Origin of the sequence: Paraburkholderia mimosarum LMG 23256 = NBRC 106338 (assembly GCF_000739815.1) — a bacterium.
GTDB lineage: Bacteria > Pseudomonadota > Gammaproteobacteria > Burkholderiales > Burkholderiaceae > Paraburkholderia > Paraburkholderia mimosarum.
The window spans coordinates 12104-31457 of sequence record NZ_BBJJ01000055.1 but is presented as its reverse complement, the minus strand read 5'-3'; the positions used below and the strand labels follow the sequence as shown (position 1 = coordinate 31457).

Sequence of the window (19354 nt, the reverse complement as noted above, 5' to 3'; positions counted from 1 at the left end):
CGCGCGGCAGGTTTTCGTTCGGTAGGAATTGAAAGAGTCGTGTCTGAAAATGATCTCAGCTGAAGGCCTGAAAGAAATCGATCGCGCGTTGACGAAGTACCCCGCCGATCAGCGACAGTCTGCCGTAATGGCGGCTTTGGCCGTTGCTCAGGAAGAGCATGGCTGGCTGTCCCCCGAACTCATGCAGTTCGTGGCCGACTACATCGGCATGCCGCCGGTGGCCGTGCAGGAAGTCGCCACGTTCTACACGATGTTCGAGACGAAGCCGGTCGGCAAGCACAAGATCACGCTCTGCACGAATCTGCCGTGCCAGCTCGGCCCGGAAGGCGGCTCGGAGAGCGCCGCCGAATACCTGAAGCAGAAGCTCGGGATCGACTTCGGCGAAACCACGCCCGACGGCAAGTTCACCCTGAAAGAGGGTGAGTGCATGGGCGCGTGCGGCGACGCACCGGTGATGCTCGTGAACAATCACCGCATGTGCAGCTTCATGAGCCGCGCGAAGATCGACCAGCTGCTCGAGGAGCTTTCGAAATGACTTCGTTGCACGACCGTCACATCAAGCCGCTGATTCTCGCGGGCCTCAACGGCGAGAACTGGCATCTCGAAGATTACGTTGCGCGCGGTGGCTACAAGCAGCTGCGCCGCATCCTCGAAGAAAAGATTCCGCCCGAGCAGGTGATCGCCGACGTGAAGGCGAGCGGTCTGCGCGGCCGCGGCGGCGCGGGCTTTCCGACCGGCCTGAAGTGGAGCTTCATGCCGCGTCAGTTCCCGGGCCAGAAGTATCTCGTCTGCAACTCGGACGAGGGCGAGCCGGGCACGTTCAAGGATCGCGACATCCTGCGCTGGAACCCGCATAGCGTGATCGAGGGCATGGCCATCGGCGCGTACGCGATGGGCATCACCGTTGGCTACAACTACATCCACGGCGAGATCTTCGAGGTCTATCGCCGCTTCGAGGCCGCGCTGGAAGAAGCGCGCCAGGCGGGCTATCTCGGCGAGAACATTCTCGGCACGGACTTCTCGTTCCAGCTGCACGCGCACCATGGCTATGGCGCGTACATCTGCGGCGAAGAAACGGCGCTGCTCGAGTCGCTCGAAGGCAAGAAGGGCCAGCCGCGCTTCAAGCCGCCTTTCCCGGCCAGTTTCGGCGTGTATGGCAAGCCCACCACGATCAACAACACCGAGACCTTCGCGGCGGTGCCGTTCCTGTTGAGCGTCGGTCCGCAGACGTACATGGAACTCGGCAAGCCGAACAACGGCGGCACGAAGATCTTCTCGGTCTCGGGCGATGTGGAGCGTCCGGGCAACTACGAGATTCCGCTCGGCACCCCTTTCGCGACGCTCATGGAGCTGGCCGGCGGCGTGCGCGGCGGCAGGAAGCTCAAGGCCGTGATTCCGGGCGGTTCGTCGGCGCCGGTCATTCCGGGCGACCTGATGATGCAGACGGACATGGACTATGACTCCATCGCCAAGCAGGGCTCGATGCTGGGCTCGGGCGCCGTCATCGTCATGGACGAAACGCGCTGCATGGTGCGCTCGCTGCTGCGCCTCTCGTACTTCTATTACGAAGAGTCGTGCGGTCAATGCACGCCTTGCCGCGAAGGCACGGGCTGGCTGTACCGCGTGGTGAACCGCATCGAGCACGGCGAGGGCCGCCAGGAAGACCTGGACCTGCTCAACTCGGTGGCCGGCAACATCATGGGCCGCACGATCTGCGCGCTCGGCGACGCGGCGGCCATGCCGGTGCGCGGCATGCTCAAGCACTACTGGGACGAATTCGAATATCACGTGCACAACAAGCGTTGTCTCGTCGGCGGTCACGCTGGCTCGCATGCAGCTTCGGAAACGGTGGCCGCCTGAGAAGGCGCGCGAACCGCGCAGCACGACGCAACGGCGATGTGACGGGGAAGGCCGCTGTGAAATTGAGCGGTAACAGGTTAGGGACGATTAACCATCATGGTTGAACTTGAAATAGACGGCAAGAAGGTGCAGGTGCCCGAGGGCAGCATGGTGATCCAGGCTGCGCAGCGGGTCGACACGTACATCCCGCACTTCTGCTATCACAAGAAGCTCTCCATCGCGGCCAATTGCCGGATGTGTCTCGTCGATGTCGAGAAGATGCCGAAGGCCGTGCCCGCGTGCGCGACGCCGGTGTCGCAAGGCATGGTCGTGCGCACCATGTCGGACAAGGCCGTGCAGGGTCAGCAAGCCGTGATGGAATTCCTGCTGATCAACCACCCGCTCGACTGCCCGATCTGCGATCAGGGCGGCGAATGCCAGCTTCAGGATCTGGCCGTCGGTTACGGCAAGTCCGCCTCGCGCTACAGCGAAGAAAAGCGCGTGGTGTTCCACAAGAACGTCGGTCCGCTGATCTCGATGGAAGAGATGTCGCGCTGCATCCACTGCACGCGCTGCGTGCGCTTCGGCGACGAAATCGCCGGCGTGATGGAGCTCGGCATGCTGGGCCGCGGCGAGCACTCGGAAATCACCTCGTTCGTCGGCAAGACGGTCGACTCGGAACTCTCGGGCAACATGATCGACCTGTGCCCGGTCGGTGCGCTCACGAGCAAGCCGTTCCGCTTCTCGGCGCGCACGTGGGAGCTGTCGCGCCGCAAGTCGGTGAGCCCCCACGATTCGACCGGTGCGAACCTCGTCGTGCAGGTGAAGAACAATCGCGTGATGCGCGTGCTGCCGTTCGAGAACGAAGCCATCAACGAATGCTGGATCTCGGACAAGGACCGCTTCTCGTACGAAGGCCTGAACAGCGAAGACCGACTCACGCGCCCGATGATCAAGCAGGGCGGCGAGTGGATCGAGACCGACTGGCAGACCGCGCTCGAATACGTCGTGAAGGGCATCAAGGGCATTTGCGACGAGCATGGCGAAAACCAGCTCGCATTGCTGGCAAGCCCGCATAGCACGACCGAAGAACTCTATCTGGCGAAGCAGTTCGCTGATGCGATCGGCACGCCGAACGTCGACTTCCGCCTGCGCCAGAGCGACTTCTCGGCGCCGCTCGAAGGCGCGCCGTGGCTCGGCACGAAGATCGCCGAACTCTCGTATGCGGACTCGGCATTCGTGATCGGCTCGTTCCTGCGCCGCGATCACGCGCTGTTCGCCGCGCGTCTTCGCCAGGCTGCGAAGGGCGGAGCCCAGGTCTCGTTCCTCAATGCAACCGCCGACGGTTCGCTGATCCCCAACGCACAGCGCATCGTCGCCGCCCCTTCGGCATGGCTCGACGAGCTGGGCTCGATCGCGGCGGCCGTTGCGCAAGCGAAGGGCGTCGCGTTGCCGGAAGGCTTCGCCGGCGCACAAGCAAACGACGCCGCGAACAAGGTCGCCGCATCGCTTGCGAATGGCGAGCGCCGCTTCGTGCTGCTCGGCAATGCCGCGGTCCAGCATCCCGAATTCTCGCGTCTGCACGCAGCCGCGCAGTTCATCGCCGAAACGACGGGCGCGACGCTCGGCTTCCTCACCGAGGCGGCCAACACCGTCGGCGCGCACCTCGCGGGCGCACTGCCTGGGCGCGACGGCCTCAATGCGCGTGAAGCGTTCGAGCAGCCGCGCAAGGGCTATCTGCTCTTCAACGTCGAGCCGGAATTCGACACCGCAAACCCGGCCGCCGCGCGCGCCGCGCTCGCGCAGGCCGAAATGGTCGCCGTGTTCTCGCCGTACAAAACGGGCCTCGACTACGCCGACGTACTGCTGCCGATCGCGCCGTTCACCGAAACGTCGGGCACCTTCGTCAACGCCGAGGGCACGGTTCAGACGTTCAATGGCGTCGTGCGCCCGCTCGGCGACACGCGTCCGGCCTGGAAGGTCCTGCGCGTGCTCGGCACGCTGCTGGGCGCGAAGGGCTTCGAATACGGCACCGCCGAGGAAGTGCGCCGCAAGGCCATCGACGACGGCAGCTTCGAAGGCCGCCTGTCGAACAAGGTAGCCGCCGCGGTGGCGCGCGGCAGCCTTGCGAAGGCCGCGGAAGGCCGCTTCGAGCGCATCGCCGACGTGCCGATCTACCACGCCGATCCAGTCGTGCGCCGCGGCGAAGCGCTGCAGCTCACGATGGCGGCCCGCGTGGCGAATGCCATCGGCCTGCCGGCGGCATACTTCGATCAACTCGGCCTGAAGGAAGGCGAAGCCGTGCGCGTGCGCCAGGGCGATCTGTCGGTCACGGCGCCCGCAACGCGCGATGCGAATCTTGCGCCGACGGTGGTGCGCGTGTCGGCGGCGACGCCGGCCGGCGCGCAACTCGGCAGCCTGTTCGGTGAACTGCTGGTGGAGAAGGCGTAAATGAGCTTGTTCGATACGATCAATGCAGGCGGCAGCCAGCTGCTCGGCGTGGCATGGCCCACGGTGTGGGCGCTGGTGCGCATTCTCGTCGTTGCGGTGGTGATCCTGCTGTGCGTCGCGTACCTGATTCTGTGGGAGCGCAAGCTGATCGGCTGGATGCACGTGCGTCTCGGACCGAACCGCGTGGGTCCCGCCGGTCTCCTGCAGCCGATCGCCGACGTGTTGAAGCTGCTGCTCAAGGAAGTGATCCAGCCCGCGCAGGCGAGCCGCTGGATCTACATGGTGGCGCCGATCATGGTGGTGGTGCCGGCCTTTGCGGTCTGGGCCGTGATTCCGTTCCAGGCGGGCGCGGTGCTCGGCGACATCAACGCTGGTCTGCTCTACGTGATGGCGATATCGTCATTTGGCGTGTACGGCGTGATTCTCGCGGGCTGGGCCTCGAACTCGAAGTACGCGTTCCTCGGCTCGATGCGTGCCGCGGCGCAGATGGTCTCGTATGAAATCGCGATGGGCTTCGCGCTCGTCGTCGTGCTGATGGTCTCGGGCAGCCTGAATCTGTCGGAAATCGTCCATCAGCAGATGCGCGGCATGTTTGCCGGCTGGGGCATCACGTTCCTCTCGTGGAACTGGCTGCCGCTGCTGCCGATGTTCGTCGTCTACTTCATCTCGGGCATCGCCGAAACGAACCGCCATCCGTTCGACGTGGTGGAAGGGGAGTCGGAAATCGTCGCGGGTCACATGATCGACTACTCGGGCATGGCGTTCGCGCTGTTCTTCCTCGCCGAGTACATCAACATGATCGTGATCTCGGCGCTGGCTTCGGTGCTGTTCCTCGGCGGCTGGAGCGCGCCGTTCGGTTTCCTCGACTTCATCCCGGGCGTCTTCTGGCTGGTGCTGAAGGTCTTCTGCCTGCTGTCGGTTTTCATCTGGGCGCGCGCGACGTTCCCGCGCTACCGCTACGACCAGATCATGCGTCTGGGCTGGAAGGTGTTCATTCCGGTCTGCATCGTGTGGCTGATCGTGATCGGCTTCTGGTACATGTCGCCGTTGAGCATCTGGAAATAAGGGGGGCGACGCAATGAACGCTATCCAGAACTTCTTCAAGACGTTTTTCCTGACCGAGTTGCTCAAGGGTCTCGCGCTGACGGGTCGTTACACCTTCAAGCGCAAGTTCACGGTGCAATTCCCGGAAGAAAAGACGCCAATGTCCCCGCGTTTTCGCGGTTTGCACGCGCTGCGCCGGTACGAGAATGGTGAAGAGCGCTGCATCGCGTGCAAGCTGTGCGAGGCCGTGTGCCCCGCGCTCGCGATCACGATCGAATCGGAAGTGCGCGAGGACAACACGCGCCGCACGACGCGTTACGACATCGACCTGACCAAGTGCATCTTCTGCGGTTTCTGCGAAGAGAGCTGCCCGGTCGATTCGATCGTCGAAACGCACATTCTCGAGTATCACGGCGAGAAGCGCGGCGACCTGTATTTCACGAAGGATATGCTGCTGGCCGTCGGCGATCGCTATGAAGCACAGATCGCGGCGAACAAGGCAGCGGATGCACCGTACCGTTGATCTTTCAGTTTGACGCTGCATCGGCCCGCGGTTCGGGCCGGCTGCGGGGAACGCGTGTGCCCGACGCCCGCGCGTTCTCGCAGCCTGACCGCCGCGGCGCGGCGCTCGCTGGTCTGGCCGCCAGTCTGCGTTGCGCAATCCGCCTCACGAAGGCCTCAACGATGAACCAGTAATCATGGAATTCACGACCGTCCTGTTCTACATCTTCGCGCTGCTGCTCACGCTATCAGGGCTGAAGGTGATCACTTCGCGCAATCCTGTCGCGTCCGCGCTCTTCCTCGTGCTCGCGTTTTTCAACGCGGCCGCGATCTGGATGCTGCTCGAGGCGGAATTCCTCGCGATCCTGCTGGTGCTCGTCTACGTGGGCGCGGTGATGGTGCTGTTCCTGTTCGTGGTGATGATGCTGGACATCAACATCGACGTGCTGAGCCGCGACTTCAAGCGCTTCATCCCGGTGGCGACCATCGTGGGCGCGATCATCGTGATCGAAACCGCGCTGATCCTGTGGCACGGCTACGGCGCGACGAGCTCGCCGGTGCCCGATACTTCGGCCGCGGCTGCCGCTTCGGTGTCGAATGCGCACCTGATCGGCAAGATCATCTACACCGACTACATCTTCGCCTTCGAAGTCGCCGGCCTCGTGCTGCTGGTGGCGATCGTCGCGGCCATCGCCCTCACGGTGCGCGAGCCGAAGGACGCGAAGCGCCAGAACGTTTCGAAGCAGGTCAACGTGCGTCGCCAGGACCGCGTGCGCCTCGTGAAGATGCCGGCCGTCGTGGAAACGCCGGAACCGGCGCAAGCCGAAGCCGCAGATCCTGCAGCGGCCGCCGCACCGGCAACGAAGAGCTAAGCGCGAAGGAGCGAACCATGTTGACCCTGGCCCATTATCTCGTCCTCGGCGCGATCCTCTTTGCGATCTCGATCGTTGGCATTTTTCTCAATCGGCGCAACGTCATCATCATCCTGATGGCGATTGAGCTGATGCTGTTGGCGGTGAACACGAACTTCGTCGCGTTCTCGCATTACCTCGGTGACGTTCACGGACAGATTTTCGTGTTCTTCGTGCTAACTGTTGCGGCAGCGGAAGCCGCGATTGGTCTGGCTATTCTTGTGACTCTGTTCCGCAGCCTCGACACGATCAACGTCGAGGACCTCGATCAGCTCAAAGGCTAAGGCAGGCTGCTATGGCAACAACACTCAACGAAACCCTATTGCTGGCGGTTCCGCTGGCGCCTCTCGCCGGTTCCATCATTGCCGGATTGTTCGGCAAGACGATCGGGCGCGCGGGCGCGCATACGGTGACCATTCTCGGCGTCGCGATTGCGTTCGTGCTCTCGTGCATCACGTTGCTCGACGTGATGGCCGGTGCGAGCTTCAACGCGACCGTCTACGAATGGATGTCGGTTGGCGGCCTGAAGTTCGAAGTCGGCTTCCTCATCGACTCGTTGACTGCGCTCATGATGGTCGTCGTGACCTTCGTGTCGCTGATGGTGCACATCTACACGATCGGCTACATGGCCGAAGAAGAGGGCTACGAGCGCTTCTTCTCGTACATCGCGCTGTTCACCTTCTCGATGCTGATGCTCGTGATGAGCAACAACTTCCTGCAGCTGTTCTTCGGCTGGGAAGCGGTGGGTCTCGTCTCGTACCTGCTGATCGGCTTCTACTTCAAGCGTGAAAGCGCCATCTACGCGAACATGAAGGCGTTCCTCGTGAACCGCGTGGGCGACTTCGGCTTCCTGCTGGGTATCGGCCTGCTGCTCGCGTACGGCGGCTCGCTCAACTACAACGACGTGTTCGCGAAGGGCCATGAAATCGCCGCGCTGACGTTCCCGGGCACCTCGTGGAACCTGCTCACGGTCGCGTGTATCTGCCTCTTCATCGGCGCGATGGGCAAGTCGGCGCAGTTCCCGCTGCACGTCTGGCTGCCCGATTCGATGGAAGGCCCGACGCCGATCTCCGCGCTGATTCACGCGGCAACCATGGTGACGGCCGGTATCTTCATGGTCGCGCGCATGTCGCCGCTGTTCGAGCTTTCGGAAACGGCACTGTCGTTCATCGTCGTGATCGGCGCCATTACCGCGCTCTTCATGGGTTTCCTTGGCGTCGTGCAGAACGACATCAAGCGCGTGGTGGCCTACTCCACGCTCTCGCAGCTTGGGTACATGACGGTGGCGCTCGGCGTGTCGGCTTACCCGGTCGCGATCTTCCACCTGATGACGCACGCGTTCTTCAAGGCGCTGCTGTTCCTCGGCGCGGGCTCGGTCATCATCGGCATGCACCACGATCAGGACATGCGCAACATGGGCGGCCTGCGCAAGTACATGCCCATCACGTGGATCACCTCGCTCGTCGGCTCGCTCGCGCTGATCGGCACGCCGTTCTTCTCGGGCTTCTACTCGAAGGACTCGATCATCGACGCCGTGAAGCTCTCGCACCTGCCGGGTTCGGGCTTCGCGTACTTCGCGGTGGTGGCGAGCGTGTTCGTCACGGCGCTGTACTCGTTCCGCATGTACTTCCTCGTGTTCCACGGTGAAGAGCGCTTCCGCGGGCCGAAGCACCCCGAATCGCCGATGGGCGCCGAAGCGGCTGCGCACGGCCAGGGCGATCATGGCCACGGCCACGACGATCACCACGTGCACGTGCCGCACGAGTCGCCGTGGGTCATCTGGGTCCCGCTCGTGCTGCTCGCGATTCCTTCGGTGATCGCCGGTGCGTTCGCGATCCAGCCGCTGCTCTACGGTGGTTTCTTCTCGCATGGCGTGGCGTTCGAGAACGTCATCTTCATTGGCGAGAACCACGAAGCGCTCACGGAGATGGGCAAGGAATTCCAGGGCTGGGCCGCGATGGGCGCGCATGCGTTCTCGGGTCTGCCGGTGTGGCTCGCACTCGCGGGTGTGGTGGTGGCGTGGTTCTTCTACATGAAGCGCCCGGAACTGCCGGCCGTCGTGTCGCGCACGTTCTCGCCGGTCTACAAGCTGCTGGCAAATGCGTATTACCTCGACAAGATCAACGAAATCGTCTTCGCGCGCGGAGCGGTCGCCATCGGTCGCGGTCTGTGGAAGGAGGGCGATGTCGTCGTGATCGACGGCGTCGTGAACGGGAGCGCCAAGTTTATCGGCTGGTTTGCAACTGTCATTCGGTTCCTGCAATCCGGCTATATCTACCACTACGCATTTGCCATGATCATTGGCATGCTTGGCCTCCTTACCCTGTTTGTAACGCTCAGCGGCAAATAAGGCGAGGAAACGCATGCACGCAACTCCGATTCTCAGTATTGCGATCTGGATGCCGATCGTATTCGGCATCATCGTTCTTGTAGTGGGTTCCCGTCGGAACCCGAGTGCGGACCGCTGGCTCGCACTCATCGGTTCGGTGCTTAGCTTTCTCGTCACCCTTCCGCTCGTTGCGGGCTTCGATACGACCACGGCTTCCCTGCAGTTCGAGGAGAAGTCGGTCTGGATCGAGCGGTTCAATATTTCGTATCACCTGGGCGTCGACGGCATCGCGATGTGGTTCGTGGTGCTCACGGCGCTCATCACCGTGATCGTCGTGATCGCGGGCTGGCAGGTCATCACGAGGAACGTCGCGCAGTATTACGCGTCGTTCCTCATCCTGTCGGGCATCATGATCGGCGTGTTCTGCGCGGCCGACGGCCTGCTGTTCTACGTGTTCTTCGAAGCCACGCTCATCCCGATGTACATCATCATCGGCGTGTGGGGCGGCCCGAACCGCGTGTACGCGGCGTTCAAGTTCTTTCTTTACACGCTGGCCGGCTCGCTGCTGATGCTGGTCGCGTTGCTCTACCTGTACCGCATCACCGGGACCTTCGACCTGGCTTCCTGGCAGGCCGCGAAGATTGCCATGACGCCGCAAATCCTGCTGTTCATCGCGTTCTTCTTCGCATTCGCCGTCAAGGTGCCGATGTGGCCGGTCCACACGTGGTTGCCGGACGCGCACGTCGAAGCGCCGACGGGTGGCTCGGTCGTGCTGGCCGCCATCATGCTGAAGCTCGGCGCGTACGGTTTCCTGCGTTTCTCGCTGCCGGTCACGCCGGACGCGAGCCACTACCTGGCGCCGGTCATCATCACGTTGTCGCTGATCGCCGTGATCTACATCGGCCTCGTGGCGATGGTGCAGGCGGACATGAAGAAGCTGGTCGCGTACTCGTCGATTGCCCACATGGGCTTCGTCACGCTCGGCTTCTTTATGTTCGGCCCGTCGAGCCAGCTCGCGATGGAAGGCGGAATCATCCAGATGATCTCGCACGGCTTCGTCTCGGGCGCCATGTTCCTGTGCATCGGGGTGCTGTACGACCGCATGCACACGCGCGATATCGCGGACTACGGCGGTGTGGTCAACACCATGCCGAAGTTCGCGGCACTGGTCATGCTGTTCGCGATGGCCAATTGCGGCCTGCCGGGCACCTCCGGATTCGTAGGCGAATTCATGGTGATTCTGGCTGCCGTGCAGTACAACTTCTGGATCGCTTTCGGGGCGGCGTTCACGCTGATCCTGGGCGCGGCCTATACGTTGTGGATGTACAAGCGGGTGTACTTCGGCGCCGTTGCGAACGACCACGTTCGCGAGCTGAAGGACATCAACTGTCGCGAATACTTCATGCTTGCCGTGCTCGCGCTGTTTACGCTTTTCATGGGCATCTACCCGAAGCCCTTTACCGATGTGATGCACGTTTCCGTGGAAAACCTCCTCTCCCACGTCGCAGTGTCGAAACTGCCGCTGTCACAGTAATACCCGAGCGGAGGAACAAAAGATCATGCCAAACGCCCCTATGTACGCTCTGCTGCCCGATGGCCTGGTGATGACCGGCCTCGTGCTCGCGTGGCTCAACGACACGTTCACTGGTCCTTCGGGCCGGCGCACGACCTACTTCATTGCGCTGCTGACCACGGTCATCGCCGGTATCTGGTTCGCGGTGGACGCGTTCGATCCGCACGTGAACTACTACTTCACGCGCATGTTCGTGGTCGATCCGTTCGCGAGCGCAATGAAGGCGGTGGTCACGCTCGGCTACGCCGTGACGATCGTGTACTCGCGCAAGTACCTCGAAGACCGCGACATGTTCCGGGGCGAGTTCTTCCTGCTTGGCCTGTTCTCGCTGCTCGGCCAGATCACGATGATCTCGGGCAACAACTTCCTCACGCTGTACCTTGGCCTCGAGCTGATGTCGCTGTCGCTATACGCGGTCATCGCGCTGCGTCGTGACGCGACACAGTCGAACGAAGCGGCCATGAAGTACTACGTGCTGGGCGCGCTCGCTTCGGGCTTTCTGCTGTACGGCATCTCGATGCTCTACGGCGCGACCGGTTCGCTGGAACTGAACGAAGTGTTCAAGGCGGTGGCTTCGGGTCACATCAACGATGTCGTCCTGCTGTTCGGCGTGGTGTTCATCGTTGCAGGCGTGGCGTTCAAGATGGGCGCGGTGCCGTTCCACATGTGGGTGCCCGACGTCTATCAAGGCGCGCCGACGGCCATGACGCTGCTCACGGGCGGCGGACCGAAGGTCGCGGCGTTCGCCTGGGCCGTGCGCTTCCTCGTGATGGGCTTGCTGCCGCTGGCTGTCGACTGGCAAGAGATGCTGATCATCCTCGCCGCGCTTTCGATGATCGTGGGCAACATCACCGGTATCGTTCAGCGCAACGTCAAGCGCATGCTCGCGTACTCGGCCATCTCGAACATGGGCTTCGTGCTGCTGGGGCTGCTCGCCGGCATCGTCGACAACAAGGCGACGGGCGCGGCCAGCGCGTATAGCTCGGCCATGTTCTACAGCATCGTCTACCTGATCACGACCCTGGGCGCGTTCGGCGTGGTCATGCTGCTCGCCCGCCGCGATTTCGAGGCCGAAACGATCGACGACTTCAAGGGGCTGAACCAGCGCAGCCCGGTGTTCGCGTTCGTCATGATGCTGATGATGTTCTCGCTCGCCGGCATTCCGCCTACGGTCGGCTTCTACGCGAAGCTCGCCGTGCTCGAGGCGACCATGAACGCCGGCCTCACGTGGCTTGCCGTGCTCGCCGTGATCACGTCGCTGTTCGGCGCGTTCTACTACCTGCGCATCGTCAAGCTGATGTACTTCGACGCGCCGCAGGACGATGCGCCGATCGAGAGCGACGCAACCAACCGCGCGCTGCTCACGCTCAACGGCGTGGCGGTGCTCGTGCTGGGCGTCGTGCCTGGCCCGCTGATGTCGATCTGCCTGCAGGCCGTGACGCATACGCTGCCGCTCTGATGTCGGCAGCAGGCTGGTTCATTGTGCTGTTGGCGCTCGCGGGCGCCAACCTGCCGTTCCTCAATCAGCGATTGTTCGGCGTCGTGCCGCTTCGCGCACCGAAGAAGAGTGCGTGGATTCGCATCGCTGAAATGATCGTGCTGTATTTTGTGGTCGGTACGTTCGGCTTCCTGCTGGAGACGCGCGCCGGCAATCGTTTCGACCAGGGCTGGCAGTTCTACGCGATCACCTTCAGTCTTTTTGTGGTGTTCGCGTTTCCCGGCTTCGCCTGGCAATATCTCGTCAAACGCCGCCCGGCGTGATGCGCGCGGTCCGGCATGCAGCCGGGTCCGCTCCGTTCGACCGTTTCCCGTTCAAGCGGCGCGCCCGCGGCGTCCCGATTTTTCTGAGCACCCACGAGGCTGAATATGGCTGAACATCATCGACACGATCCGGCGCTCGCCGAGACGTGCGTGGAAAGCACGACGCTCTACGCGGGCAACTTCCTGACCCTCAAGCGCGACACCGTCGCCCTGCCGGACGGCAAGCACGCAACGCGCGAGTTCGTCCAGCATCCCGGCGCGGTCATGGTGATTCCCCTGTTCGACGACGGCCACGTGCTGATGGAGCGCCAGTACCGCTACCCGCTCGCGCGCGTGATGACCGAATTCCCGGCTGGCAAGCTCGATCCTCAAGAGGGTGCGCTCGCCTGCGCGATCCGCGAACTGAAGGAAGAGACGGGCTATACGGCACGCGAGTACATCTATCTCGCGCAGATCCATCCTGTGATCTCGTACTCGACCGAATTCATCGACATCTACCTCGCGCGCGGGCTGACCGCCGGCGCCGCCCAACTCGACGACGGCGAGTTTCTCGAGACGTTCAAGGCGACGGTGCCGGAGCTGCTCGAATGGGTGCGCACGGGCAAGATCACCGACGTAAAGACGATCATCGGCACGTTCTGGCTGGAGAAGGCGCTTTCGGGCGCGTGGCCGCTCGCGAAGGCGGAGCAGGGCTGAGAGGATTCAGGCGTCGCGAAGTCCCGAGCAACGGCGGCCCTCGTGGCCGCCGTTGTCGCTTTCAGGAGCAAGGGGCGCAAAGCCGTGGCGAAGCACCTTCAGCGCGGGCGCGCAAGCGGCGCTACAATCGAACCCCCGGGAAGATCCCGGTGGTCGATCGTACGATTTTTTTCGAACGGTCGTTCACAAATTTACGATTTGCGCTAAACTCATCGCAAGCCTCGATTCCCCATGAAGGTCCTCGATTTACAGTGTCCAGACGGCCATCGGTTTGAAGGCTGGTTCGCATCGGCTGACGACTTCGAGTCGCAGCTCTCGCGCAAGCTGGTTGAATGCCCGATGTGCGGCGCCACGAATGTGAGCCGTTTGCCGTCCGCGCCCCGGTTGAACCTGTCCGGCGCGAGCGAAATGCCCAAAGCGTCGCCACAGGAGCAGGCGGCGCAATGGCAGGCGCATGCGATGCGTGTCGTTCGCGAGGTCCTCGAGAAGACGGAGAACGTAGGCGACCGTTTCGCCGAGGAGGCGCGGCGCATTCATTACAACGAAGCGCCGTCGCGCAACATCCGTGGAGTCGCTTCCGCGGAAGACGCGCAAGCTCTCGTCGAAGAAGGCATCGATGTCATGCCGCTGCCGGTTCCGGCCGCGCTGAAGGGTCCGCTGCAATAACGCCATGCGGGTCTTCGCCGCGGCGCGGGGTTCGCTTCGCACCTGCCGCGGCCAGGAGACACTGCGCATGGATCTGGATTACACCCCCGCCGACGACGCGTTTCGCGCCGAAATCCGCGCCTGGCTAGAGGCCAATCTGCCTCGAGCGCTACGCGAAAAGGTTCTCAACCACAAACGCCTGACCCGCGACGACATCGCCAGCTGGCACAAGCTGCTCGGCCAAAGAGGCTGGTCCGCGCCCGCGTGGCCCGTGGAATGGGGCGGGCCCGGCTGGACCGAAACGCAACGCCACATCTGGGACGCCGAATGCGGCCGCATCGGCGCGCCGATGGTCTTGCCATTCGGCGTCTCGATGGTCGCGCCCGTGCTGATGAAGTACGGCAACGAAGCGCAAAAGCGCCGCTATCTGCCGCGCATCCTTTCCGGCGAAGACTGGTGGTGCCAGGGCTATTCCGAGCCGGGCTCGGGTTCCGATCTCGCCTCGCTGCGCACACGCGCGGTTCGGGAGGGCGACCACTACGTCGTGAACGGGCAGAAGACCTGGACCACGCTCGGCCAGCACGCCGACATGATGTTCTGCCTCGTACGCACCGATCCCGCCGCGAAGAAGCAGGAAGGCATTTCATTCATCCTGATCGACATGAAAACGCCCGGCATCACCGTGCGTCCGATCATTACGCTCGACGAAGACCACGAGGTCAACGAAGTGTTCTTTGAGGACGTGAAGGTGCCCGTCGAGAATCTCGTCGGCGAGGAGAATCGCGGCTGGACCTATGCGAAGTATCTGCTGGGCCACGAGCGCACGGGCATCGCGCGCGTGGGTGCGTCGAACCGCGAGCTGGCTTTCCTCAAAGGCGTGGCGCTCAAGCAGAAGAAACACGGCAAGCCGCTGCTCGAAGATCCGGTGTTCGCGGCGCGTGTCGCGGCCGTCGAGATCGAGCTGATGGCGCTCGAAGTCACGGCAGAGCGCGTGATCGCGAGCACTTCTAACGGACGCGGCCCCGGCCCCGAGGCGTCGATGCTCAAGATCAAGGGCACCGAAATCCAGCAGGCGCTGACCGAACTGATGGTCGATGCGGTCGGCCCGCTCGCGGCGCCGTTCGACCCCGCGTTCCTCGAGGGCGAGCACGCGCACGCGGCGGGCGGCGACGACGACGCGGCCCCGCTCGCGGCGTACTACTTCAACTATCGCAAGACGTCGATCTACGGCGGGTCGAACGAAATCCAGAAGAACATCATCTCGCAGATGATCCTGGGGATCTGAGGAGCGGCGCAATGAACTTCAATTTCACGGAAGAGCAACAGCAGCTCGCGGACGCGCTGCGTCGCTATCTCGACAAAAATTACGGTTTCGAAGCGCGGCAGGCGATCGTGAAGACGCCCGCGGGCGTATCGGACTCACACTGGAGTGCGTTCGTCGAGCTGGGCCTCACCGCCCTCCCGGTGCCGGCGGAGCAGGGCGGCTTTGACGGTGCGCCGTTCGACATGCTCGTCGTCATGCAAGAGCTGGGCCGTGCGCTCGTAGTGGAGCCGTACTGGGCGACCGCGGTGGGCGTCGAGGCGCTCAAGCTCGCGGGCGCGTCCGTCGCGGAAAATGCGGCGCTGCTCGAAGGCGTCGCCTCGGGCGAGGTCAAGCTCGCCGCGGCATTCCACGAGCCGCAATCGCGCTACGATCTGTTCGCACTGGAAACAGAGGCGTCGGAAACCAGCGCGGGCTTCGCGCTCAGCGGCGCGAAGTCGGTCGTGCAGCACGGCGCCCAGGCCGGCTACTGGATCGTGCCGGCGCGCCTTGCGGGCCAGGTGGCGCTCTTCGTCGTGGCGCGCGATGCGCAGGGCGTCGAGGTGAACGAGTACCGCACGATCGACGGCCAGCGCGCGGCTACGCTCACGTTCAAGGAAGCGCGCGCTCGCCGGCTCGGCGACGCGCATACCGGCGCGGCGACGTGGGAGAAGATTGCCGACTACGCCACCTTCCTGCTGTGCGCGGAAGCGGTGGGCGCTATGGACGCACTCAACCATGCAACGGTCGAATACACGAAGACGCGGCAGCAGTTCGGTGTGCCGATTGCGCGGTTCCAGGCGTTGCAGCACCGCATGGCAGAGATGTTGATCCACGCGGAGCAGGCCCGCTCGCTGACTTACCTCGCCGCCGCGCGTTACAGTAGCGAGTCGGCAGATGAACGGCGCCGTGCGATTTCGGCGGCGAAGGTACGCGTGGGGCAGGCGGCGCGTTTCATCGGCCAGCAGGCCGTGCAACTGCACGGCGGCATGGGCGTCACCAACGAAGTCGCGGCCGCGCACCTGTTCAAGCGCCTCGCGATCATCGAAACGACGCTCGGCGACGTCGATCATCACCTCGAGCGCTTCGCCTCGCTGCCCGGTTTCGCGCAGGCAGCATAACGCGTGGCCTCACCAAGCGATATAAGCGGAGAGTACGGGATGGGCCTGAGTTACGAAGATCTGGAAGTGGGCAAGCGCTATGTCATCGGCTCGCACACCTTCGAGCGCGACGAAGTCGTGCATTTCGCGGAGCAGTTCGATCCGCAGCCGTTCCACGTGAGCGAGGCGGCCGGCGAGGCGTCCATGTTCGGCGGCCTCGTCGCGAGCGGCTGGCACACGTGCTCGGTCATGATGGGCATGTTTGTGCGCAACTTCCTGAAGGATTCGACGTCGATGGGCTCGCCGGGCGTCGACGAGATTCGCTGGCTCAAGCCCACGCGTGTGGGCGACACGCTCACGATGACACACGCGATCCTGAGCAAGCGCGTATCGGCGAGCAAGCCCGATCGCGGTATCGTCGAGACGCAGTGGGAAGGGCACAACCAGCACGGCGAACTGATCGTGACGGTCCGCTCGAAGGCGCTGTTCGGCCTTCGCAATGCGAAAAGCTCGCCGGCGGGCGCATCGTGAGCGAAAGCGACATCATGCAGATCGCCGATGCGGCCGCTTTGCGCGCGCTGATCGGCGCAGCGCCGCTCGTGAGCGGCTGGCGCGAGGTGAGCGAGGCGGACGTGCACGGCTTTGCCGACGCCACGGGCGACCACCAGTGGATCCACGTCGACGCCGAACGTGCGCGCCGCGAGTCGCCGTTCGGCGGGCCGATCGCGCATGGGTTTCTCACGCTCTCGCTGGTTCCCGCGCTGCTCGGCGCGACGCTGCATATGCGCCAGCGCATGGGCGTGAACTACGGCCTGAACCGCGTGCGCTTCACGCAGCCGGTGCCCGTGGGTGCGAAGGTGCGCGCGCGTATCGCGGTGAAGGAAGTGAGCGACGTGGAGGGCGACGGCGTGCAGGTCGTGTGGGACGTGAGCATCGAGCGAGAGCGCAGCGAGCGACCGGCGTGCGTGGCCGAGTTCATCACGCGGCACTACTTCTAAGGTTGCAAGGTCAACAAAAAGGGCGCTCCGCTCTTGGGGGGCGCCCCTTCACACTTGCCTCGCCAGGCCTCGCGCTACCAGCGTGCTCAGGCCGTCGTGTGCTTCTCGTACTGCGTCGCACCGAACAGCATTTCCCTCGCCTTGTCATCCATCAGGGGTTTGCGCGCATTGGCGAGCACTTCGACACCGCGCTGGACCGCGGGCCGCGCGGCGATCGCTTCGTGCCAGCGCTTCACGTTGGGCAGCGCTTCGAGGTCGATGCCCTGGTTTTGCCATGAGCGCGTCCACGGAAAAGCGGCGATGTCCGCGATGGTGTACTCGTCGCCGGCCAGATACCGGGTCTTTTCGAGTTGCGTTTCCATCACGTTGTAGAGGCGTTTCGCCTCGTTCGTGTAGCGGTTGATGGCGTAGTCGATCTTCTCGGGTGCGTAGATGCGGAAATGGTGCGCCTGACCCAGCATGGGGCCGAGCCCGCCCATCTGGAACATCACCCATTGCAGCACGTCATAGCGCGCCGCGAGGTCCTCGGGCAGGAAGCGGCCGGTTTTCGCGGCGAGATAGATGAGGATCGCGCCCGACTCGAACAGCGAAAAAGGCTTGCCGTCAGCACGGCGCGGCCCTTCGGAGTCGGTTATGGCGGGAATCTTGTTGTTCGGACTGATGGCGAGGAATTCAGGCTTGAACTGGTCGCCCGCACCGATATCGACCGGATGCACCCGGTATTCGAGGCCGGTTTCCTCGAGCATGATGTGGATTTTGTGTCCGTTTGGCGTAGCCCAGCTGTAGACATCGATCATCGTGGCTCCTTGGCACCATAGAAGAGGCGGCGCGAAGCTCCTGCGACGCCGGATCCGGCGCAAATTAGCATAGATTGACGCCACACGCAGAGGGCGCCCGAGCGCCCCTGCTGCGCTTGTGGACTTACGGGAACCTACGATCGCGTGACCGGCATTTCCACGCGCGAGGCCGCGCCCGCGTCCATGTAGCGCGCGAGTTCGAGCCGGGCGATGGCGTTGCGGTGCACCTCGTCGGGGCCGTCGGCGAAGCGCAGCGTGCGCGCCGATGCGTATGAGTAGGCAAGCGGGAAGTCGCCGCTCACGCCCGCCGCGCCGTGGACCTGCATCGCCCAGTCGATCACCTGGCAGGCCATGTTCGGCGCCACCACCTTGATCATGGCGATCTCGCCGCGCGCGCCCTTGTTGCCGACGGTGTCCATCATGTACGCGGCCTTGAGCGTGAGCAGGCGCGCCTGCTCGATCATGCAGCGCGCCTCGGCAATGCGCTCCTGCGTGACCGTCTGCTGCGCAACGGGCTTGCCGAACGCGACGCGTGAGAGGGCGCGCTTCGCCATGAATTCGAGTGCGCGTTCAGCGAGGCCGATGAGGCGCATGCAGTGATGGATGCGGCCGGGCCCGAGGCGCCCTTGTGCGATCTCGAAGCCGCGCCCTTCGCCCAGCAGGATGTTCGAGGCGGGCACGCGCACGTCTTCGAGCGTGATTTCCATGTGGCCGTGCGGTGCGTCGTCATAGCCGAACACGGTGAGCGGGCGACGCACGGTGATGCCGGCCGCATCGGAGGGCACGAGGATCATCGATTGCTGCGCATGGCGCGGCGCGGTGGGATTGGTCTTGCCCATCAGGATGTAGATCGCGCAGCGCGGGTCGCCCGCACCCGACGACCACCATTTCGTGCCGTTGATCACGTACTCGTCGCCGTCGCGTTCGATGCGTGTCTGGATGTTGGTGGCATCCGACGATGCCACATCGGGCTCCGTCATCAGGAATGCAGAGCGAATCTGACCGGCCAGCAGCGGCACGAGCCATTGCTGCTTGTGCGCCTCGGTGCCGTAGCGCTCGATCGTCTCCATGTTGCCGGTGTCGGGCGCGTTGCAGTTGAACACTTCGGGTGCCCAGTGCACGCGGCCCATGATCTCGCACAGCGGCGCATATTCGAGGTTCGTGAGCCCCGCGCCGCGCTCCGAGGCCGGCAGAAACAGGTTCCAGAGGCCCGCTGCACGTGCCTTCTCCTTCAACTGCTCGACGATTTCCGTGGGCACCCACGGATCGCCGTTCGCGCGATTGCGCTCGACTTCCTCGTGGAAGACGGCCTCGTTCGGATAGATGTGTTCGTCGAAAAACGCGAGCAGCTTCTCGCGCAGCGCCTGCACCTTCGGGGAGTAATCGAAATTCATCGGTAACCTCGCAAT

Annotated in this window: 19 protein-coding genes; 17 read left to right on the top strand and 2 right to left on the bottom strand. The window is 63.6% G+C overall.

What is annotated here, in order from left to right; genetic code table 11:
• Positions 1-49: 49 nt before the first annotated feature.
• The 17 genes from nuoE to BMI01S_RS27735 all read left to right on the top strand — a co-directional run bounded on the left by nuoE (position 50) and on the right by BMI01S_RS27735 (position 17148).
• A complete protein-coding gene (nuoE, locus tag BMI01S_RS27815; RefSeq protein WP_028210406.1) occupies positions 50-535 on the top strand; it encodes an NADH-quinone oxidoreductase subunit NuoE in 486 nt (161 codons plus the stop codon).
• On the top strand, positions 532-1860 hold the full coding sequence (gene nuoF, locus BMI01S_RS27810; RefSeq protein WP_028210405.1) for an NADH-quinone oxidoreductase subunit NuoF: 1329 nt from the start codon (positions 532-534) through the stop codon (positions 1858-1860). Before nuoE ends, nuoF begins: the two co-directional genes overlap by 4 nt.
• Before the next feature lie 96 nt (positions 1861-1956).
• Positions 1957-4290: an NADH-quinone oxidoreductase subunit NuoG gene (nuoG, locus tag BMI01S_RS27805; RefSeq protein ID WP_028232048.1), complete on the top strand. Its 2334-nt coding sequence runs from the start codon at positions 1957-1959 to the stop codon at positions 4288-4290.
• The gene (gene nuoH, locus BMI01S_RS27800) at positions 4291-5355 is read left to right on the top strand and encodes an NADH-quinone oxidoreductase subunit NuoH (protein WP_028210403.1); all 1065 of its coding nucleotides are present in this window, start codon (positions 4291-4293) and stop codon (positions 5353-5355) included. It abuts the gene before it with no gap.
• Between the two features lie 13 nt (positions 5356-5368).
• Positions 5369-5857, top strand: a complete 489-nt coding sequence (nuoI, locus tag BMI01S_RS27795) for an NADH-quinone oxidoreductase subunit NuoI (protein WP_028210402.1) — start codon at positions 5369-5371, stop codon at positions 5855-5857.
• Between the two features lie 175 nt (positions 5858-6032).
• A complete protein-coding gene (locus BMI01S_RS27790; RefSeq protein WP_028210401.1) occupies positions 6033-6707 on the top strand; it encodes an NADH-quinone oxidoreductase subunit J in 675 nt (224 codons plus the stop codon).
• Between the two features lie 17 nt (positions 6708-6724).
• Entirely contained in the window at positions 6725-7030 is a 306-nt protein-coding gene (gene nuoK / locus BMI01S_RS27785; protein WP_006052894.1) for an NADH-quinone oxidoreductase subunit NuoK, read from the top strand.
• An 11-nt stretch (positions 7031-7041) separates the two neighbouring features.
• A complete protein-coding gene (gene nuoL / locus BMI01S_RS27780; protein ID WP_028210400.1) occupies positions 7042-9096 on the top strand; it encodes an NADH-quinone oxidoreductase subunit L in 2055 nt (684 codons plus the stop codon).
• 13 nt (positions 9097-9109) lie between these two features.
• Positions 9110-10609, top strand: coding sequence for an NADH-quinone oxidoreductase subunit M (locus tag BMI01S_RS27775; protein WP_028210399.1), 1500 nt, complete (start codon positions 9110-9112; stop codon positions 10607-10609).
• Between the two features lie 25 nt (positions 10610-10634).
• Complete coding sequence (nuoN, locus tag BMI01S_RS27770; protein ID WP_036018109.1) at positions 10635-12107, top strand: NADH-quinone oxidoreductase subunit NuoN; 1473 nt, start codon at positions 10635-10637, stop codon at positions 12105-12107.
• A complete protein-coding gene (locus BMI01S_RS27765; RefSeq protein WP_028210397.1) occupies positions 12107-12409 on the top strand; it encodes a DUF2818 family protein in 303 nt (100 codons plus the stop codon). The genes nuoN and BMI01S_RS27765 overlap by 1 nt, the downstream gene beginning before the upstream one ends.
• Before the next feature lie 105 nt (positions 12410-12514).
• Positions 12515-13105, top strand: a complete 591-nt coding sequence (locus BMI01S_RS27760; RefSeq protein ID WP_028210396.1) for an NUDIX domain-containing protein — start codon at positions 12515-12517, stop codon at positions 13103-13105.
• 231 nt (positions 13106-13336) lie between these two features.
• A complete protein-coding gene (locus BMI01S_RS27755) occupies positions 13337-13771 on the top strand; it encodes a DUF1178 family protein (RefSeq protein WP_028210395.1) in 435 nt (144 codons plus the stop codon).
• A gap of 67 nt (positions 13772-13838) precedes the next feature.
• The gene (locus BMI01S_RS27750) at positions 13839-15035 is read left to right on the top strand and encodes an acyl-CoA dehydrogenase family protein (protein ID WP_028232049.1); all 1197 of its coding nucleotides are present in this window, start codon (positions 13839-13841) and stop codon (positions 15033-15035) included.
• An 11-nt stretch (positions 15036-15046) separates the two neighbouring features.
• Positions 15047-16171, top strand: a complete 1125-nt coding sequence (locus BMI01S_RS27745) for an acyl-CoA dehydrogenase family protein (protein WP_028210393.1) — start codon at positions 15047-15049, stop codon at positions 16169-16171.
• Between the two features lie 39 nt (positions 16172-16210).
• On the top strand, positions 16211-16681 hold the full coding sequence (locus BMI01S_RS27740; protein WP_028232050.1) for a MaoC family dehydratase: 471 nt from the start codon (positions 16211-16213) through the stop codon (positions 16679-16681).
• A complete protein-coding gene (locus tag BMI01S_RS27735; protein WP_028232051.1) occupies positions 16678-17148 on the top strand; it encodes a MaoC family dehydratase in 471 nt (156 codons plus the stop codon). The genes BMI01S_RS27740 and BMI01S_RS27735 overlap by 4 nt, the downstream gene beginning before the upstream one ends.
• Positions 17149-17234: 86 nt before the next feature.
• Here the strand turns inward: BMI01S_RS27735 and BMI01S_RS27730 are convergent, their stop codons facing one another.
• Positions 17235-17945, bottom strand: coding sequence for a glutathione binding-like protein (locus tag BMI01S_RS27730; protein ID WP_028232052.1), 711 nt, complete (start codon positions 17943-17945; stop codon positions 17235-17237).
• Positions 17946-18079: 134 nt separating this feature from the next.
• Positions 18080-19339, bottom strand: coding sequence for an acyl-CoA dehydrogenase family protein (locus tag BMI01S_RS27725; RefSeq protein WP_028210390.1), 1260 nt, complete (start codon positions 19337-19339; stop codon positions 18080-18082).
• Positions 19340-19354: the final 15 nt, after the last annotated feature.

Excerpts from the sequence above, each read along its gene's own strand:
- BMI01S_RS27775 (WP_028210399.1), top strand. The coding sequence starts at position 9,110 with ATGCACGCAACTCCGATTCTCAGTATTGCGATCTGGATGCCGATCGTA.
- nuoH (WP_028210403.1), top strand. The coding sequence starts at position 4,291 with ATGAGCTTGTTCGATACGATCAATGCAGGCGGCAGCCAGCTGCTCGGC.
- BMI01S_RS27755 (WP_028210395.1), top strand. The coding sequence starts at position 13,337 with ATGAAGGTCCTCGATTTACAGTGTCCAGACGGCCATCGGTTTGAAGGC.
- nuoL (WP_028210400.1), top strand. The coding sequence starts at position 7,042 with ATGGCAACAACACTCAACGAAACCCTATTGCTGGCGGTTCCGCTGGCG.
- BMI01S_RS27750 (WP_028232049.1), top strand. The coding sequence starts at position 13,839 with ATGGATCTGGATTACACCCCCGCCGACGACGCGTTTCGCGCCGAAATC.
- nuoF (WP_028210405.1), top strand. The coding sequence starts at position 532 with ATGACTTCGTTGCACGACCGTCACATCAAGCCGCTGATTCTCGCGGGC.
- nuoG (WP_028232048.1), top strand. The coding sequence starts at position 1,957 with ATGGTTGAACTTGAAATAGACGGCAAGAAGGTGCAGGTGCCCGAGGGC.
- BMI01S_RS27745 (WP_028210393.1), top strand. The coding sequence starts at position 15,047 with ATGAACTTCAATTTCACGGAAGAGCAACAGCAGCTCGCGGACGCGCTG.
- BMI01S_RS27760 (WP_028210396.1), top strand. The coding sequence starts at position 12,515 with ATGGCTGAACATCATCGACACGATCCGGCGCTCGCCGAGACGTGCGTG.
- nuoN (WP_036018109.1), top strand. The coding sequence starts at position 10,635 with ATGCCAAACGCCCCTATGTACGCTCTGCTGCCCGATGGCCTGGTGATG.
- BMI01S_RS27730 (WP_028232052.1), bottom strand. The coding sequence starts at position 17,945 with ATGATCGATGTCTACAGCTGGGCTACGCCAAACGGACACAAAATCCAC.
- BMI01S_RS27740 (WP_028232050.1), top strand. The coding sequence starts at position 16,211 with ATGGGCCTGAGTTACGAAGATCTGGAAGTGGGCAAGCGCTATGTCATC.
- nuoI (WP_028210402.1), top strand. The coding sequence starts at position 5,369 with ATGAACGCTATCCAGAACTTCTTCAAGACGTTTTTCCTGACCGAGTTG.
- BMI01S_RS27790 (WP_028210401.1), top strand. The coding sequence starts at position 6,033 with ATGGAATTCACGACCGTCCTGTTCTACATCTTCGCGCTGCTGCTCACG.
- nuoK (WP_006052894.1), top strand. The coding sequence starts at position 6,725 with ATGTTGACCCTGGCCCATTATCTCGTCCTCGGCGCGATCCTCTTTGCG.
- nuoE (WP_028210406.1), top strand. The coding sequence starts at position 50 with ATGATCTCAGCTGAAGGCCTGAAAGAAATCGATCGCGCGTTGACGAAG.
- BMI01S_RS27765 (WP_028210397.1), top strand. The coding sequence starts at position 12,107 with ATGTCGGCAGCAGGCTGGTTCATTGTGCTGTTGGCGCTCGCGGGCGCC.
- BMI01S_RS27725 (WP_028210390.1), bottom strand. The coding sequence starts at position 19,339 with ATGAATTTCGATTACTCCCCGAAGGTGCAGGCGCTGCGCGAGAAGCTG.